16 protein-coding genes, 2 pseudogenes and 3 riboswitches are annotated in these 17131 nt (G+C 62.4%); of the genes and pseudogenes, 8 read left to right on the top strand and 10 right to left on the bottom strand.

Annotation, left to right across the window (positions count from 1 at the left end; all coding sequences use genetic code 11):
• Positions 1 to 415 precede the first annotated feature (415 nt).
• Positions 416 to 1028 (top strand): annotated as a pseudogene (locus Y704_RS17885) (recombinase family protein).
• A 101-nt stretch (positions 1029 to 1129) separates the two neighbouring features.
• On the opposite strand, the gene Y704_RS17890 reads toward Y704_RS17885, so the two are convergent.
• Genes Y704_RS17890 through Y704_RS17895 form a run of 3 tightly spaced genes read right to left on the bottom strand, consistent with a single transcriptional unit; the run spans position 1130 to position 3675 of the window.
• The gene (locus Y704_RS17890; RefSeq protein ID WP_253904169.1) at positions 1130 to 2365 is read right to left on the bottom strand and encodes an amylo-alpha-1,6-glucosidase; all 1236 of its coding nucleotides are present in this window, start codon (positions 2363 to 2365) and stop codon (positions 1130 to 1132) included.
• A complete protein-coding gene (locus tag Y704_RS24940; RefSeq protein ID WP_343212789.1) occupies positions 2346 to 2999 on the bottom strand; it encodes a glycogen debranching N-terminal domain-containing protein in 654 nt (217 codons plus the stop codon). Before Y704_RS24940 ends, Y704_RS17890 begins: the two co-directional genes overlap by 20 nt.
• On the bottom strand, positions 2962 to 3675 hold the full coding sequence (locus tag Y704_RS17895; protein ID WP_253904171.1) for a plasmid pRiA4b ORF-3 family protein: 714 nt from the start codon (positions 3673 to 3675) through the stop codon (positions 2962 to 2964). Before Y704_RS17895 ends, Y704_RS24940 begins: the two co-directional genes overlap by 38 nt.
• 299 nt (positions 3676 to 3974) lie before the next feature.
• Between Y704_RS17895 and Y704_RS0100705 the strand changes: the two genes are divergently transcribed.
• Entirely contained in the window at positions 3975 to 4250 is a 276-nt protein-coding gene (locus Y704_RS0100705; RefSeq protein WP_026548709.1) for a type II toxin-antitoxin system Phd/YefM family antitoxin, read from the top strand.
• Between the two features lie 29 nt (positions 4251 to 4279).
• On the top strand, positions 4280 to 4540 hold the full coding sequence (locus Y704_RS0100710) for a type II toxin-antitoxin system RelE family toxin (protein WP_155850139.1): 261 nt from the start codon (positions 4280 to 4282) through the stop codon (positions 4538 to 4540).
• 95 nt (positions 4541 to 4635) lie between these two features.
• Here the strand turns inward: Y704_RS0100710 and Y704_RS0100715 are convergent, their stop codons facing one another.
• Both Y704_RS0100715 and Y704_RS23010 read right to left on the bottom strand, forming a co-directional pair.
• Entirely contained in the window at positions 4636 to 4884 is a 249-nt protein-coding gene (locus tag Y704_RS0100715) for a hypothetical protein (RefSeq protein ID WP_026548711.1), read from the bottom strand.
• The gene (locus Y704_RS23010) at positions 4881 to 5153 is read right to left on the bottom strand and encodes a ribbon-helix-helix domain-containing protein (protein WP_081747317.1); all 273 of its coding nucleotides are present in this window, start codon (positions 5151 to 5153) and stop codon (positions 4881 to 4883) included. Before Y704_RS23010 ends, Y704_RS0100715 begins: the two co-directional genes overlap by 4 nt.
• A gap of 660 nt (positions 5154 to 5813) precedes the next feature.
• Positions 5814 to 5922, top strand: a riboswitch (TPP riboswitch).
• Between Y704_RS23010 and Y704_RS0100720 the strand changes: the two genes are divergently transcribed.
• A complete protein-coding gene (locus tag Y704_RS0100720; RefSeq protein ID WP_051476554.1) occupies positions 5915 to 7207 on the top strand; it encodes an MFS transporter in 1293 nt (430 codons plus the stop codon). (Overlaps the previous riboswitch by 8 nt.)
• Before the next feature lie 76 nt (positions 7208 to 7283).
• Here the strand turns inward: Y704_RS0100720 and thiD are convergent, their stop codons facing one another.
• From thiD to thiM, 3 genes are all read right to left on the bottom strand, one after another.
• Positions 7284 to 8156 carry a bifunctional hydroxymethylpyrimidine kinase/phosphomethylpyrimidine kinase gene (gene thiD / locus Y704_RS25605; RefSeq protein ID WP_026548713.1) on the bottom strand — a complete coding sequence of 291 codons (873 nt, stop codon included), beginning with the start codon at positions 8154 to 8156 and terminating at the stop codon, positions 7284 to 7286.
• Positions 8144 to 8761 (bottom strand): thiamine phosphate synthase, encoded by a 618-nt coding sequence (gene thiE, locus Y704_RS25610; RefSeq protein ID WP_253904172.1) that lies wholly within the window; start codon positions 8759 to 8761, stop codon positions 8144 to 8146. The genes thiD and thiE overlap by 13 nt, the downstream gene beginning before the upstream one ends.
• Positions 8762 to 8811: 50 nt before the next feature.
• Complete coding sequence (thiM, locus tag Y704_RS0100735) at positions 8812 to 9654, bottom strand: hydroxyethylthiazole kinase (RefSeq protein WP_026548715.1); 843 nt, start codon at positions 9652 to 9654, stop codon at positions 8812 to 8814.
• A riboswitch (TPP riboswitch) is annotated at positions 9637 to 9739 on the bottom strand. Its footprint overlaps the gene before it by 18 nt.
• A 135-nt stretch (positions 9740 to 9874) precedes the next feature.
• Positions 9875 to 9989: riboswitch (TPP riboswitch) on the top strand.
• A gap of 13 nt (positions 9990 to 10002) precedes the next feature.
• On the opposite strand from thiM, the gene Y704_RS17900 reads away from it, so the two are divergent.
• Genes Y704_RS17900 through Y704_RS0100755 form a run of 4 tightly spaced genes read left to right on the top strand, consistent with a single transcriptional unit; the run spans position 10003 to position 14961 of the window.
• Positions 10003 to 11445 (top strand): sodium:solute symporter family transporter, encoded by a 1443-nt coding sequence (locus tag Y704_RS17900; protein WP_051476556.1) that lies wholly within the window; start codon positions 10003 to 10005, stop codon positions 11443 to 11445.
• Positions 11442 to 12620: a LuxE/PaaK family acyltransferase gene (locus Y704_RS0100745; protein WP_051476557.1), complete on the top strand. Its 1179-nt coding sequence runs from the start codon at positions 11442 to 11444 to the stop codon at positions 12618 to 12620. The genes Y704_RS17900 and Y704_RS0100745 overlap by 4 nt, the downstream gene beginning before the upstream one ends.
• Positions 12617 to 14164: an acyl-CoA reductase gene (locus Y704_RS17905; protein WP_051476558.1), complete on the top strand. Its 1548-nt coding sequence runs from the start codon at positions 12617 to 12619 to the stop codon at positions 14162 to 14164. Before Y704_RS0100745 ends, Y704_RS17905 begins: the two co-directional genes overlap by 4 nt.
• The gene (locus Y704_RS0100755) at positions 14164 to 14961 is read left to right on the top strand and encodes a 3-oxoacyl-ACP reductase (RefSeq protein WP_051476559.1); all 798 of its coding nucleotides are present in this window, start codon (positions 14164 to 14166) and stop codon (positions 14959 to 14961) included. Before Y704_RS17905 ends, Y704_RS0100755 begins: the two co-directional genes overlap by 1 nt.
• Before the next feature lie 692 nt (positions 14962 to 15653).
• Here Y704_RS0100755 and Y704_RS0100760 read toward each other — a convergent pair.
• Both Y704_RS0100760 and Y704_RS24725 read right to left on the bottom strand, forming a co-directional pair.
• Positions 15654 to 16852 (bottom strand): annotated as a pseudogene (locus Y704_RS0100760) (IS3 family transposase).
• Between the two features lie 66 nt (positions 16853 to 16918).
• The coding region (locus Y704_RS24725; protein WP_216698919.1) for a hypothetical protein at positions 16919 to 17131 on the bottom strand (213 nt) is incomplete at its 5' end.

Genomic DNA, 17131 nt, shown 5'->3' on the forward strand with positions numbered 1-17131 from the left:
GGCAAGAGACACAACCAGGCCGTTATCGCCCTCGCCAGACGCCGCTGCAATGTCCTGTTCGCGATGCTGCGCGACGGGACCATCTACCACGCCCAAGAAACTCAAGCAGCCTAAACCAACCCGCTAGCCCCGAAACTATCCGGTTCAACCCCACACGACCCGGACCGCATTGGCGTGCCCACAAGCCGGTCAAAAATTCTTCACGAAAACCGGCCAAATGACTTGACGAACCAGATAGGGGCACCCCCCCCCACCACGGACGTACCCGACAGCGGTCGTCGCCGTCAAACACCCTCCGCCACTGAGAGGGACGAGTACGCCATAGATCGCTGCGAAAATGAGCCAAACATCGATGCAATCCACAGCCTGCTTGTTGTCACGTAATCGACCGTATAAATGATGGAGGAAAAACCTGATGCTGGTCGGCTACATGCGGGTTTCCAAAGCCGACGGGTCCCAGACCACGGACCTGTAGCGACGGACTTATCGCGGCTAGCGTTGAGTCCGGACAGCTGTATGAAGATCGAGCCTCCGGCAAAAAGGAAGACCGCCCTGAACTTGCTTCCTGTCTTAAGTCTCTGCGGAACGGCGACACCCTGATGGTGTGGAAGCTGGACCGGCTTGGCCGGGACCTGCGGCACCTGGTCAACATCGTCCACGACCTCACCGAACGTGGGATCGGACTGAAAGTCCTGACCGGGCAGGGCGCAGCCATCGACACCACCACCGCCTCCGGGAAGCTCGTCTTCGGGATCTTCGCCGCCCTGGCCGAATTCGAACGCGAGTTGATCTCCGAACGCACCATCGCCGGACTCGCCTCCGCACGCGCGCGTGGCCGGAAGGGCGGTCGGCCCGACAAAATGACCCCCGCCAAGATCCGGCTTGCCATGGCCTCCATGGGCAAACCCGAGACCAGGGTGGGCGACCTCTGCAAGGAACTTGGCATCACACGCCAGACCCTCTACCGCCACGTCTCATCGACCGGAGAACTGCGCCCCGATGGGGAGAAGATTCTTAACTCGAAATAGGGGTCGCTGCGGTATTCGTTGCCGAGGATCGGTTCCGCAGACAACGGTGTGAACGGGGAGTCGTGGGCCGAGAAGTATGCGGCCAACCATCGGCACGTAACTTATGCGTTCAGGTGAAGGGCAGTGACCACTTTCGATTGATTCAGCGCACCGAGCGCGGTCGCGATGGGAACCGCGGACGCTGCGGCCCATGCTTGGGGGCGGCACGAGGCTGGGTAGGGAACCGGTGGGAAGACTTCCTTTGATGAGTGCCCGGAGAATAGCTCGGGCAAGCGCCAGTCGAATCCTTCCGCAGCGTCGAGAAGCCCAGTGGCGAGGGCTCTTGCTTCGGTGTGGAAGCCGGAGCGCATCATGCCATGGATGATGATTCCGGTGTCGTGGCTCCACACAGAGCCGGCGTGGTAGCGGGTAGGCCAGAAGCCCCCGTTGGTGGTTGAGACCGTGCGGATGCCGTAGCCAGAGAACATCGTGTCGTCCATGAGTCGCCGGACCACTGTGGCTTCTTCGTCCTCATTCAGGATTCCGGTGCCGAGGAGGTGGCCCATGTTGCTCGCTACTCCGTCGACAGGCCTTTTTTGGGCATCGAGGGCGATGGCCGGATAGGCCCCCTGGTCATCCGCGCACCAGAAGGAAGCACGGAATCGTTCGGATAAGTTTGCGGCGTAGGCCCGCCAATTCTCGGCGCCATCGCGTCCGAAGGCTTCCAGCAGGGCTGCTCCTCCGAGGGCGGCCTCGTAGGCGTAACCCTGCACTTCGGCCAGCGCGATGGGGCCTTCGGCAAGGGACCCGTCATGCCAACGAATGGAGTCCCCTGAGTCCTTCCAACCTTGGTTGGCGAGCCCGTGCCCACTGGTATCAAGGTATTCCAGAAAACCGTCACCGTCGGAATCCCCGTGGTCCCGTAGCCATACCAAAGCGGCTTCGAGGGCGTCGAGTAGTGCTTCGACTTCCGATTCCGGCAGTCCTGACTTCCATGCATCGTGCAGGAGTGAAATCCAGAGCGGTGTCGCGTCGATCGTGCCGAAATACACCGGGGGCAGTGCTATTCCATTGCCGCCCTCCTCAAATTGGAGGGTTGCCCGGCGCACTTCGTGAAGGATTTTGCCGGGTTGTTCTGCAGTGCTGGAATCGGTGGTGGTTCCCTGCCTCGCCGCCAGCGCGCGCAGTGTGCTGCCCGCTAATTCTGTGCCCAGAGGCAGGAGCATCCGTGCTGCGATCAATGAATCCCGGCCGAACATGGTGAAGAACCAGGGCGCGCCGGCCGCGAGAAAAGTGTCGGAGGGTGTGCCTGCGGGAGCCATCCGCAGACCATTGAGGTCAGAGACAGAGCGGCTCATCAGTCGATCGAGTCTGCGGTCCTCGAGGCGTGGAGCTTCGAGAGGGAAGGTGCTGGGTGCCACCATGGGCGCGCCGGCATCTGAGAGGTTCAAGCGCCAGAGAAGCTCCACCGTCTCCCGGCCCGAGCTCAACCGACCAGGTGAGGCGGATCGTGTCGCCCGCAAAATGTGTCGCCGCCGATCCGGCGTCGAGCCGTGCCCGGGTTTCTGCAGTACACCAGTTCCATTCGAGACCATCAACGGTCAGCTCCGACGCCGCAGCATTGCCGGACTTCACCTTCTCCATCGGAGTGTTATCCACGGTGATACTGCACTCAACCTCAAGGTGCACAAGAAAATCCTGCGCCGATTCGATGTGAATAGATTCGCTGATTCCCGCGGCGTCCGCCGTGCGCTTCCGGATGAGATGCACCAACGGATCCGCCGCACTGCTCTGCACCCTCACGAAGTGTACGTAGTCAACCGAGTGTGCACCGTGGACCTGCGTGGACACCCATTCTGGCTCTTTTCCGTCCACCATCAGCACCGCGTGGCTCACGACGCGGTCATCTCCACAATGAATACCCTGGGCCCCGACTCCACGTATCTGACCATGATCATCCGCCCATGCTCCGGAACTCACGCCGCATTCCACGAGGAAGCCGGTCAGCGATTTCGTGGATCACTGGCCGGTCCTTAAAGCCGGCGTCCTCGGCAGGGTGGGCGGGGAACAGTAGTGCCAGCTCGGTGTTCACAGCATCGATGTGCAGTCGTTCTGGATCGAAGTCCTGCCACGGCCCGGCCGTCCACGCGACCCACCCCGTCAGGGATTCGAACTCGTCGTGGGAGGGATCCGCCAGGGTGTCGAGCAGGTCGTGATACCCGCCGATACCGCCGGAATCCTCCAACGGCGCACGCCGTGCTCCGTCCACGAGTCGCACCTGTGGGGTATCGGCGGACGTGGGCAGGATCTCGGTGAGTTCAAGGCGGTGCGTCCAGCTATCACCGAAGTCGTATTCGTAAAACACGGGCCCAGAATCAGGGGTGAGGATCTCGCCCAACGACCAGTCCGTCTCGAGCAGGTCCTCGTCGCTGTCTTCCAGCAGGTTCCGGGAGACCCAGCGACGAGGTTCGGGCACCCGTCCGCCGACGGGCCGCAGCCGTCTGTAGGGGTCGGTATCGGTAAAGGAATGCAGGTGCACATCCCGCCACCCCACAGCCGTTTGCAGGACCTCGTGGACCTTATCCAGGGTCAGGGAGGCATCGATGTCCAGGAGCCGCCAAATGAGCGGTTCGCTACCCTCGATCGACACTTCTACCCTCAAAACCATCGACCCCAACCCTCCATCTGCAGCGTGTGCCGTCACGGCACCATCTTGCCAGCCCGGCAGTTCCAAGGAGTTACTGAAGTTCGCGATGCACACCAAGGTTTGCCCAGCAGAAGACATCCGCGGCTCGGGACCCCTACGATGGCGCGGACTTCAGCGCTTAGACGCCCGAAAACGGGGGAGCCGTATCACTGGGTCCTGATCTGCAAGTTCTGCAATAGGATCACTTCTACCTACATAAGATAGGATATCGGCTAAATATTAGGCTAGTTGCTGGCCTGTTTTCAGGCTATAATCCGAGTATGAAGACGGTCCCATTGAGTGAAGCGAAAGACAAGCTCTCCTCCCTGGTCGATGAAGCGGACAGGACACATGAGATCGTCCAGATCACCCGGCACGGCCACCCGTCGGCGGTTTTGATGTCCGCTGATGATCTGGAGTCACTTCAGGAAACCATCCATTGGTTGTCGCAGCCGGGCATCAGGGAAGATCTGGAGCAGGCCCGGCGCGACATCACGGAAGGCACAACAGTCAATGGCGACGACCTCCGCCGTGAGTTCGGCCTGCCGCCACGGTGAGTGAAGCACCATCGAACGACCAAGGCCCATTGAAGGTCGAAGTCACCAGCCCCGCGCTGAAGGGATTCCGTCAGCTGCCGAAGAAAGCTGCCGCCGCGACCGTCGAATTCGTCACCGGAGCGCTGGCCGACAATCCTCGCCGGCTCAGCAAGCCCCTCACCAATGAACTCCAGGGCCTGCGCACCGCGCGCCGTGGTGACTACCGCGTGTTGTTCACACTCGATGTGGAAGAGCGCATCCTGTATGTTCACCGCATCGAACACCGATCCAGCGTATACAAACCGCGCTGATCCCCACCTGGCGCCCGGGCCCCACCGCTGGTCGAGCGTTGCCCCGGTCGCGCGCAGCTGACAAAACGTCGGTTATCGGAGGTCATGTCTGGTGATTAGCTGGTGATCAGCTTGAGGTAGTGCCTGCGTGCCGGCATCGCATGAATGATCAATTCGTTGCCGCTGTCGAAGACCAGCAGAACGAGTTCTAGGATCAGCCCGTTGGTGTCGAATCCGAGGATTAATTGACGGGCGGGATCGCCCTCGTCGAGGTACCTTTCGAGCACTCGATGGCTAGCGGCGTGAAGCGCATTCTCTTCACTTACGCCATGTTTGCTGGCTGCGGCATGGACGCCTCGGCTCATGAAGCGTGCAAATACTGACGCACAGCTTCGCGGACCACGTCGGATGGGGTTACATGCCGTTGACTAGCGTTTTGTTTTACCAAGTCGAGCAGTTCCTTCTCAAAGCGCACCGAAAGCTGTGCAGCAGGGGTTGAACCCATTAAAGGCCTTCCCCTCCGAGGAGCGTGTAGCTGTTGCGGCGTGTAACCTGCCTCAGCCTCATCGGCCCAGGCTTGAATCATGTCCTCGGTAACCGGCACCCCGCTGGCGGTTTCGACCTTTTTTGTCATACAAAAATCATAGCCGATTGTGTCCGTCAGCGAAACTTTTGGAGTGGTACTTGGAAATGCTCGATGGCGCCGCGTGGGGCCGTATCTGTGCTCGGTGAAGAAAACTCGGTTGTGCACCAGGGGACGAACAGTGAGCGGAAGCTTTCAACCAACGTCACGCTTCGGACTCGCAGCGTTCGATATCAGGTGTAGTTGCGCATGGGATGGCTACGTTATGTCCCTGCGAACAGAGTCATGATCAGGTTCATGGAGGGGGCACCGCACTATCCAGTTTTTATTGCCTGGTCCTGATTCGAGGTCGTACCTGCAGCAGTACCTAATGCAAGGTCAGCGTTGACACCGTGCGTGTGACCTTGCATCTCGTATATTCATTTCGACCCGGCACTGCATAGTTATGCGTAAGCTGGCTGGCTCGCGTCACTGGGCGATTGGGCACGTTCATCCCACGCGGCGTCTCAGTTGGAATCTTCCACTGTGCGTTCGGTAATAACCTCTCGATGCGCACTTGAGCGCTCGGGAATCCGATCGTTGTTGGTCTTACCGATTCAGGTACGACATCCCTTCGGGAGGGTCGTACTACTCGTCCTCGTTTGAGAGGCTTGACCCCGAGCAGGGCGGGTGTCCACTTCTCGTTCGGAACTTCTGTGGGATGATAGGTGTTCCAATCCACACGGGAGCCCGCGTTACGGGCTGAGAAGAAGCTGAAGCGGCTTCGACCGTTGAACCTGCACCGGGTAATGCCGGCGAAGGAAGTGACATTGATGCCTCAAAACTATGTGGCCACCGAGCCTCACGAAACCATGCCGCTCGATGCCCGACGGGCCATCCGCGGCGGAATCTTCGGCAATTACGTTGACCAGTTTGACATCTTTCTGCCTGTCGTCGCCCTGGCACCGGCAGCCGCCCACCTGTTCGGTCCAGAAAACCTTGCCGGCAACGCCGGGCTGATTTTCGTCGCGACCCTCCTCGGAAGACCTTTGGGGGCCGCCATCTTCGGCCCGATAGCAGACCGGATCGGCCGGGCGGCAACAACGCAGGTGGCGCTGATCGGTATCGCGGTCACCACCCTGCTCATCGCGCTGGTCCCCGGCCACACTGTTCTCGGCAGTGGAACCCTGCTGACTATTGTTGCTTTGCGATTCGTCGGGGGCGTCTTCTTGGGCGGCGAGTACACGTCCGCGATTCCCCTTGCCATGGAATGGTCGGAGCCGAAACGGCGCGGGTTGGTCAGCGGGTTCATCATGTGGATGTCGCCCTGGGCCAATGCCAGCATCGCCGCCCTGGTGTTCGGGTTGCTCAGTGTGCTTGACGAGGGCGCGTACAACGCCTGGGGCTGGCGGGTCCCGTTCCTGTTGGGGTCCCTTCTGGCGTTCGGCATGCTCGGCTACTACCGGAGCCGTGTTGCGGATTCCCCCATCTGGAAGCAGTCGACCAAACGGGCCAACCCCCTCAAGGACATTTTCATTGGCGAACACCGCCGCGCACTATGGCAGGTTTTTCTCCTGATGAGCGGATTGTGGCTGTTCACCTACATGGCAATTCCTACTCTGACCAGTGAACTGGCTCTCGACGGACGCCTGGACGCCAAAGCCATCTCCTTCACCCTGATGTGTGCCACAGCCGCCTCCGCGGTAGTCATGGCCGGTTGTGGACATCTGTCCACCTTCACGGGACGGCGTACCTTCTTCATCGGATTCGGGCTGGTCGGTGCGGTCCTGGCTCCCCTCACATTCCTCGGCGTGTTCTCCGCCGAAAGCACCAGCGGCGTTGTCTTGCTGGTGGTTGCCCTGCAGATTGTGACGGTTTCCGGGTACGGTCCTGTGGGCGCCTACCTCGTTGAACGCTTCCCTGCTGCCGTGCGGTCCAGCGGATACGGGGTTGGCTACAGCCTTTCCATCGTGCTTCCCGCCCTTTACCCGTACTATCTCCCCCCGCTGCAGGACCTACTGGGGCGTTCTGCGGCAGTCGCCGGTTTACTCATCCTTGCCGGGCTTCTGGTAGCGGCCGGCGGATTCATCGGCCCGAAAACCGACACAACGCACCAACTCCACTAGCGGCCCGAAAGGGGGTTGCACCCCGGAGGACACGAAGCACCCGTTCCGTCGTGACCGGTCGGTGTTGGCTGTCGTCTCAGCGCGTTATTGATCCTGCTGCAGTCCACAACAGGTGGAAGTGGTTGATGGGCCCGTTGCCCTGTCCTACCTCTAATTCGTCGGCGGAGGTGAGCGCGTCCTGCAGCCAGTCCTTCGCCTGGCGGACGGCACCGGCCCAATCACCCGTCCGCGCCATGGCCGTGGCGACGGCGGAGGACAGCGAGCACCCGGTCCCGTGCGTGTTCCTGGTAGCCACCCGTGGGGAAACGAATTCGACGGCGCCCCCGTCAGCACCATCGAGCTGACCGGTGGCATCCACGAGTGCGTCAGGACTAAATTCTGCGCTCAGATGACCGCCTTTGACGAGCACCACTGTCCCGCAGGACATGGATAGTCTCCTGCCCTGCTCGAGAGCTGCAGGCCAGTCAACGGCGATCGGCCCATCCACCAGAACTGCGAGCTCGGGAAGATTGGGAGTGACCAGGTCCGCCATTCCCACCAGTTCCCGTAACGCGGTCTCCGCGTCGGCAGCCAGGAGCCTGTCCCCGCTGGTAGCGACCATGACGGGATCCAGCACCAGCAGTGGCGGCCGGGCCCGGTGAAGCCACTCCCGGACGACGGCGATGGTCGCCACATCTCCCAGCATCCCGATCTTCACGGCGTCGATGGCCACGTCATCACTGACCGCGTCAAGCTGTTCCGTGAGAAACGATGCCGGTGGCGTGTGCACGGAGCGGACGCCGCGGGTGTTCTGCGCCACCAGGGATGTCACCACCGCCATCCCGTACCCGCCCAGAGCGGCAATGCTTTTCAGGTCGGCCTGGATCCCCGCGCCGCCGGTCGGGTCCGTTCCGGCGATGCTGAGGACCCGCGGGACATCGCGCAGCGTCAACGCTTTCAAGAACACCATTCCTCCTTTAGTTCCCGGGCCGCTGCCCGGGGATCATCGGCTGCGCACACCGCGGAGACGACGGCCACCCCGGCGGCACCGGCGTCGCGCAATGGACGCACGTCAGCGCTGCTGATACCACCGATCGCCACGCAGGGCAGGGTGCTCGCGGCGACGAGGACACCAAATCCGTTAATTCTCAATGGTTCCGGGTGATCGGCCTTGGTGGCGGTTGCATGAATGGCACCGACCCCCAGATAGTCCACCGTCCCGGCCGGCAGCCGGTGCGCGGCCCTGATCTCGTTGTCGGTTGCCGCGCTCAACCCGATGATGGTCTCCGGGCCCACCAAGGTGCGGGCAAGGTCAACCGGCAGGTCGGACTGCCCAACATGAACTCCTGCCACTTGCGCTCCTGCCGCCCGGGCGGCCAGGAAAATGTCCACCCGGTCATCCACCAGCACCGGGACCCTGTTCCCAACGGATTCCGCAACGGCCACGAGCAGCTGTAGCAAGGCCCGGGCGGGAGCTTCCTTATCCCGCACCTGCACCATCGTTACACCTCCCGCCACCGCCGCGGCAGCAACAGCGGCGACCGTCCGTGAACCGCACTGACGCGTATCAGTCACCAGATATAACGGCAGGTGTTGCCTGAGATCTGTCCGAAAATCCCGCCGACTCATCGGATGCCACCCAGGGCACCCACCGGACGGAGGCTCAGTCCCGTAACGACGTCATCGGGGGTGATGCCCGCCAGCCGGTCAAGGAATTCCACCGCGAAACTCCCCGGACCCCTCACCCGCGCCGCAGCCTGCTCAGCAGCAATGGTGTAGACCCCGGTGGCCGCTGTTGCCACCAGCAGCGGGTCCTCGGTCAGGGAAGCGAAGGCAGCCATTACCGCACCGAGGGCGCACCCACCACCGGTGAGCCGAGTCAGCAGGACGTGCCCGTTCGCTACGCCCACGGCTTCCCCCTCGGGCCCCACGAGTAGATCCACCGCACCCGATACCGCCACCGCCGAAGCAGACGAGGCAGCTATATCCTTGGCGGCCGCCAGCGCATCCGAGGGAGCCTCAACCGAATCTACTCCCCTGCCTCCGGCACCCACTCCGGCCAAAGCCAGAATCTCAGAGGCGTTGCCGCGGATGATGCGCGGGCCCATCCCGACGAGCTGGTGCGCCAGCCCGGTTCGCACGGACAGGGACCCGACGGCCACCGGGTCCAGAACCCAGGCAGTCCCGGCAGCGTTGGCAGCCTGGACGGCCTCGATCATTGCGGTCCGTTGCTCCTGCCGCGGAGTCCCCAGATTGATCAGGACCCCTGACGCCACGGACGCGAACTGCCCGGCCTCCTCCGGAATATCCACCATCGCCGGAGCCGCACCGATCGCCAGCAGGACATTCGCGGTGAAGTTTGTCACCACAGCGTTGGTGAGGCACTGCACCAGAGGGCTCCGGGCCCTTAATTCTTCAAGCAGCTGAGCACAGTCAGATGATGTGAAGCGAATAGCCATCCGCGACATCCCTTCGCTAGTTCGAACTAGATCAGGTTCAACGGGTGTGGATTCTCAGCTGCGCCATTGGCGGGCAGCACCCCGTGTCACTACTGCCACCCTAGCCTTTCGGTGCCCAGCGCACGGAACAGGAGCGACTCCAGGAGCCGCACGAGGCTTCCGGCAGGGCCTACCAAAGGGAATGAAAATTCGAGGGGTTTGAGCGCGGGCTTTGGCGCGACTACAGTCGGTTCTGTAGAGCGGGAGCTTGGGTGTGAACCAGGCTGAGAGGGCAAATGAAGGCGTCGCCGACCGCAGGAACCTGTCCGGGTAATGCCGGCGAAGGGATGTGCTTTGATGCTTGGATTTTCCACAACTATGGTTATTCTGATCGTTGTCCTGGGAGTATTCGCCTGGGTTGGCCTGGCGGTCAGACGCGACCGCGACCTCGAAGAATTTGCGGTGGCACGCAACAGCCAGAACGGTCTCGGATTGGGCCTGTCGTTCTTTGCTTCCGGTGTGGGCGCGTGGATTCTTTTCGCGGCCCCCGAGGTCGGTGCTTCCACGGGTCTGGCCGGGGTAGTGGGGTACGCGGTGGCCATCACCGTTCCCCTGATCGGTCTGGTCCTTGTCGGCCGGCGGTTGCGGTCCCTGGTACCGACAGGCCACAACCTGATCGAATTCGTCCGGCTCCGTTACGGACGGGTCATGCACGTCTATGTCCTGACTATTTCGATGCTGTACATGCTCGTTGCCTTGTCTGCTGAATTGACCGCGGTGGGAGCGGTGCTCGGACGGCTCTCAGTCGTAGATCCGCGTCTGGGCATTGCCGCCGTCGCGGTGATCACCGCCCTGTACACGGCGTACGGAGGGCTCCGCGCCTCGATCCGTACCGATCGTTGGCAGTCCTGGATGTTGTTTCCCCTGCTGATCGTGGTCGCCGCAATTCTCTTCGCAGGTCTGTCGCGGGAGGGTGCCCCTGTCGACCCTGCGTTCTTCATCGTGGATGTGGCCGGCGTTGAGGCGGCACTGACACTCATCGTGGCGGTGACAGCCACCACCCTGTTCCACAACGGTTACTGGCAGCGGGTGTGGGCAGCCCGAGACGAGGGCGCGCTGACCCGCGGGGCGATCATCGGGGCCTTGGCCCGCTTTCCGGTGGTTCTCGCCGCAGGCATGGTGGGGCTCCTCGCCGCAGCCTACGGCGTGGCCCTTGGGGTGCCGCCTGTCCCGTTCTTTGCCCTGTTGGACCTTCAACCCGCGTGGGTCCTTGCGGCTGTCCTCATCCTCACCCTGGCCCTGGTGGCCTCCACCGTGGACACCCTGCAGAACGGCCTCGCTGCCGTCGCCGTCACCCATGTGCCTTCCATGGGCCTGACCGGGGGAAGGATTGCCACGATCGTGTTCACCGTCATCCCGGCCCTGGTCGCTTTCCAGGGGCTCTCGGTGCTGCGCCTTTTCCTCATCGCTGATTTGTTTTGCGCGGCCACCATTGTGCCGGCACTGCTGGGGTTATGGCACCGCTCCACAACTGCCGGGGCGGTCAGCGGGGCATTGGCAGGCCTCATCGCTGCCGTGGGGTACGGGTTCGTGGTGGGCGGCAGCCTGCCCGCGGCTGTTGCTATTGCCACTTTCTCGGACGGGCTCGCACTGCCACCGTTCCTCGCCGCACTGTCCGCCTCGGCCGCCGTCACCATCCTGGTGTCCTTGGCAGCCGGTCGGAGCACCGACCTGGCCAACCTCAACTCACGGGTCATTTCGTTGCCCTCGCCGCCAGGAGCGACTCGTCCCACCGAGGAGATGCCGGAGAACATCCGGTGACAGCCACTCAGGACATACCCGCCCCTGGCATCCGCGACGAATTGGATCTGCGGATTCAGGCGTATATCGAGCGCGGTGCCGCCCCGGCGGGATCCGATGATTCCGGGTTCGGACGGCTCGCCCTCGAGCTCTTCGCCTACCAGTACGAACACAATCCGGCCTACCGGCGCTTCTGCCGCTCGCGCCGGGCGGAGCCTGGAAGGCTTACCAGCTGGGAACAGATCCCTGCCGTGCCGTTGACCGCGTTCAAGGAACTCACCCTCGCCTGCGAGCCGCCCGAAAAAGCCGCGGCGATCTTCATGACCAGCGGCAGCACCAACCCGAGTCAGCGGGGGTGCAACCACCATCCGCACCTTCACCTGTATGACGCGTCCTTGCGGGCCGGTTTTGCCCATTACTTCCTGCCTGACCGCGAGCGCATCCCGCTGCTGGTCCTCAATGCCCGGCCTGATGACCAGCCGCACTCCTCCCTCGCCTACTTCTTCGGGCGGCTGGTCGACTTCTTCGGCGCACCTGGCAGCGCCTACTTCATGGACAACGATGACCTGCAGTGGCGGCGCGTCGCAGCGGTCCTGCAGGAAGCAGAGGCAATCGGGGAACCTGTCGCACTGCTGGGCACCTCTTTCGCCTACGTCCACCTCCTTGACGCCTTTGAGGAAGAGGGGCTTTCCTTCCGCTTGCCAAAGGGAAGCCGGCTGCTCGACACCGGGGGTTTCAAGGGACGCTCCCGGGAATTATCCGCCGAGGACCTGCGCGGCCAGTTCGGCCGGCGCCTGGGAATACCTGATTCCTGGTGCGTCAACTACTACGGAATGACCGAGATCAGCACCCAGTATTACGACACCACCCTGAGGGGCTCCTGGCAGGGAATCGAGAATCAGCCCCGCCGCAAAGCCGCCCCAGCCTGGACGCGGATCCGCGTGGTGGACCCCGAAAGCGGAGCATCCGCAGAACCCGGACAGCGGGGTCTGGTTGTCCACTACGATCTGGCCAACAGGGGGTCATGCCTGGCGGTACTCGCTGAGGACATCGTCTACCTCACCCCGCCGGACACCCACCGGCAAGATGACACACAGGGTTTCGTCCTGCTGGGCCGCGCCGAGGGAACCGAAGCCCGCGGGTGTTCGATCGCCCTGGACGAGATTCTGGCCGCGAATCGGAACGGATCGGCATGACAGTTGGACCCGAACAGGGAACCCCGGGACGTATAAGCGACCCGCCCGTCGAGGGCCCGGTGCTCGATGGGTTCTTCCTGCCTCAGCTCAGCCAGACCGAGCTCGACGAGTTGGCATGGGAAACCCGCTCATGGGGTGGCGTCGTGCTGCGGATGCCGGTCGTGACGCCGCACCTGATCGACCTGGTGTGCCAGCGGCTCCTCCAGATCCAAGCCGATCACCTTGCGGAGCGGCCGGTGATGGACATCGTCGAAATCCTCGGACGAGTAATCACCAGGTGGTCCGATCCGGACTACTACTGGAGGCGGCAGGCCGAAGAGTTGTTGCCCGTGGTGACCGGGTATGCCCCCGACATGGTCCGCCGGGGTCTGAAGGACTACCTGAAAACGTTCCGCCGCGACCGGTTGCTTCGATTCCTTTCCCAGGACTTCGAGAATCCGCTGGTGCTCGACGGCTTCCAGCCGAACCGGGCGCAAGGACGCTCACGAGCCTACGGACCGAGGCTGACCACCCAGATTTTCGCCGGCAACGTTCCTGGGCTACCGGTGTGGAACCTTATCTGCGGGCTCTTGGTCAAATCCGCAACGTTGGGGAAATCTGCCAGCGGTGAACCGTTGTTTCCGGTGTTGTTTGCCCGAAGCATCGCCGAAGAAGACCCCGCCCTCGCCGCTTGCCTTGCGATTCTGCACTGGCCCGGAGGGAACAAGGAGGTTGAACGAGCGGCATTCACCCACTCCGAGGCAGTCACGGCGACCGGCGGACGGGCAGCCATTGAAAGCGTGGCAGCACGCCTGCCACCCGGCATGCCGTTCGTGCCGTACGGCCACAAAGTGAGTTTTGCCGTTATCGGCCGAGAGGCGTTGGCGCTCAACCGCTACACAGAGACGGCGCGTCGGGCCGCACATGATGCTTCCCAGTATGACCAGCAAGGGTGCCTCTCCCCGCACTGCCTGTTCATCGAACGCGGCGGAGCAGTGGATCCCAAAACCTTCGCAGCGGCACTGGCAGCCGAAATGAGCCGCTTCGAACGGAGCAAACCCCGCGCCCGACTCACGTTGGAAGAAAGCGCCGGAATCGAACGCGTTCGCTCCTCCTACGAATTCCGGGCCTACAACGACGACACGATCGAGCTCTTCACCAGTGACACCGGCACCGGCTGGACCGTGATTTACGAAGAAGAACCGGAGCGTTTCGAAGCCTCACCGCTGAACCGGCTCCTGCGCGTGCACCCCGTTGATGGAATGGATGACGTCGAACGCCTCGCCGCTCCCGTGCGCCGCTACCTGCAAACCGCCGGTGTGGCCTGTTCACCCGACCGGCTGGACGACTGGGCCCAGGCCCTGGGCCGGTGCGGCGTCGACCGCATCTGCGCCGTCGGGCAAATGCCCGAACCAGCAGCAGGGTGGCACCATGACGGACGGGGAAACCTGACAGCGCTTGTCCGCTGGGTCGACATCGAAGGAGCAGCCGAGGCGGCGCTGGAACATTACGACCCGGAATGGACCCTGCCCGCACGGCAGGATCCAGCAAGAAGGCAACTCTGATGTCCTTCGGAGAAAGCCTCGGCACCAGTGACCTGCTCCGCGACCGCGTGGCCATCGTCACCGGCTCCAGCCGCGGCATCGGAGCCGCAATCGCGCGCGCCCTCGGCGCCCACGGTGCCACCGTCGTCGTGAACTACCTGCAAAACCGTGAAGCCGCGCAACAAGTAGTCAAGGACGTCGAGGCACTGGGAGGCCGGGCTGAAGCCTACCCCGCCGACGTCACCGACCCCCAGGCCGTGGCCACGATGGTCGCTGAAGTCACTGAACGCTTCGGTTCCGTAAACCTGCTGGTCAACAATGCCCTGCGCAGCTACACGTTCAATCCGTTGACCCGCAGCACCGCGTGGGACATTCCCTGGCAGGACTATCAGAACCAATTCCAGGGCAGCGTTGGCGGCGCGTACAATCTCTGCCGCTCGGTGTTGCCGGGGATGAAAACAACCGGAGACGGACGAATCATCAATCTCGTCACCGATCTCATCGAACGCCCCAGCATCCCCTACCACGATTACACCACCGCCAAGACGGCCCTCCTGGGCTTTTCCCGCAACCTGGCTTCCGAACTCGGACCTCTCGGCATTACCGTCAACTGCGTAGCCCCAGGACTCGTCTACCCCACCGACTCAAGCCACGCCACCACCGATCAACAACGCGACGAACTCGAAGCAGTCACACCGCTACGCCGTCTGGCCACCCCTGAAGACGTGGCCGGCTCAGTACTGTTCTTTGCCAGCAAATGGTCCAGTTTCGTGACCGGGGCCTGCCTGTTCGTCGACGGCGGGCTGGTCATGAAATAACCGGAATGCATCATCTATCAACGGGCCTGCGCTACGGAATCCGTGGCAGAAAGCGAGACCGACCTCGGCACTGCCAATCTGAGCTCAACACTATGAGCAACCGCCATCTCCCTCGCCGGGAAAGGCCCCCATGCTGCGACACGTCCAAGCTTCGAATTGTCCCACGCTACCGTAAGCTGCGCGAGTGATGAGGCAAGAGACTTGGCGGGATCTTCAACGCCGGGTGCATCGTCTTGTACCTACCCCTTGCTTGTATGGCTAGCAGGATCTTGAGCTTCCGCTCCCGCACCAGTCAATACATCAACATCGCCACAGCACCGTCAATATCGGCCTCGGAACAGCGCTGCTGGTGGAATAAGCAGCCGGGCTTACTCATGGCCAAGTCAGCAACATCAAACTGAGGATGAGCAGAACTACCAAGACCAACCTGCTGGAGGCTGTTCAACAGCAAGGACCCGTCGAGCAGTCTTACTTATGTGAGTCGTTCCGCATTCGCCGAACGGACCGCGTTTGGCGAACAGGACTGTGGCGTGGCGGTCGAAGTGGTCGATCCACCATGAGGACATTCCACCGTCGGTTTGGGCTTCCAGCCACCTCTCGTACAGGGCGCGGAGCCTGTCGATGGCTTCGGGGTGGTTCCACCATTGGGAGCACCAGTATTGGTGGCCTTGACCCCGGTTCGTGGACACGGGTTAAGCGGCGAGTTGAACTTCGGCCTGCTTCGATGAGTATTGCATCTCGAAGTCCACAGGGCTGATTTGCCCGATCGAGGAGTGGCGCCTGCGGCGGTTGTAGCGGTCCTCTATCCATGCCGCGACTTCCCGGGCCGCACGGGCCCGGGTGGGCCAGACGCGGCGGTAGTAGAACTCGGTTTTCAGGGTCGCGAAGAAGCTTTCCGCCATCGCGTTGTCCCAGCAGATCCCGGTCAGTCCCATCGATCGGGTGATGCCGTTGGCGGCAGCAAACGTGGTGATCTGCGCCGAGGCGTGTTGGGTTCCGCGATCGGAGTGGAAGATCACCCGCACCGGCGGGATATGTCGCAACACCAACGCCATCCGGAGGGCGTCCTCGATCAGGTCGGTCCGCATATGCTCGGCGATGGCCCAACCGATCACGCGGCGGCTGTGAGCGTCGATGACGGTCGCCAGATACACCCAGCCCCGCCAGGTGCGCAGGTAGGTGATATCACCGACCCACACCTGGTTCAGGGCCCCGATATCCCATTGTCGTTTTACGGCGTCGCCCGGGTACGCGTCGGCGTGGTCGATGACCGTGATGGTCTTCCATTTCTTCGGGCAGATACCGGCCAAGCCGAGGCGTTGCATTGTCTTGGCGACGGTTTTGCGGGACACAATTTCGCCGTCGGCGCGCAGGTCGGCCAGGATCCGGGGAGACCCGTAGACCTCGTCGGAATCGCCGTGAAGGAACGCGACTTTCTGCTCGATATGCACCCGCCGGACCTCGGCCTGTGAGGGCGCGCGCACGGTCCAGGCGTAGTACCCGGACCGGGACACCTCCAGCAACCGGGCCATGCGGGTAAAACTGAAACTGGTCTTCTCCGCGTGCATCAGGACGAACGCTTGCCGTTCGTATCCGAGGCTTCCTGGGCGAAGAAGAGAGACGCTTTTTTTAGGAACGCCCGATCCAGTTTCAGGTCCGCGTTCTCCTTGCGCAGCCTCTGCAACTCGGCCCGCTCGGACTCCGTGACCGCGGTCTCACCGGTGTCACTGCGAGTTTTGAAAGTATTGACCCATCGGCCCAGCGAGGCCTCGTTGATGCCGAGCTCCCGAGCGACGGTCGCAACCGGCCTGCCGGTATTGATCACCAGCTTCACGGCCTCGTCCTTGTACTCAGGAGTGAACTCCCGACGTATCTTTCCCATAATGAACATTCTCTCTTGTGAGGTGTCCACTCAACGGGGTCAAGGCCAGTGAGGCTTTTCGATCTGGAGACTTGTTCAAAAAACTCCAGATCGTCCACGCTTCTCAAATCCACCGCCGTAGCTTCTTTCTCTAAGCCTGAATCCACCGGTGGGCTGGTGGTGAGTGCCGGTTTTTGATTTTGGATTGTGTTTCCGGCTGGCGGCAGGTTTGATCTCCGGGCCTGTCTGTCCGGGGATGTTCCACTGTTGTTTTCGGTTGCGCCGTGAGCGGCTGGGTGGGCGGAGGTT

The sequence above is a fragment of the Arthrobacter sp. Br18 genome, from assembly GCF_000520555.1.
In the GTDB taxonomy this organism is placed as follows: Bacteria; Actinomycetota; Actinomycetes; order Actinomycetales; family Micrococcaceae; genus Arthrobacter_D.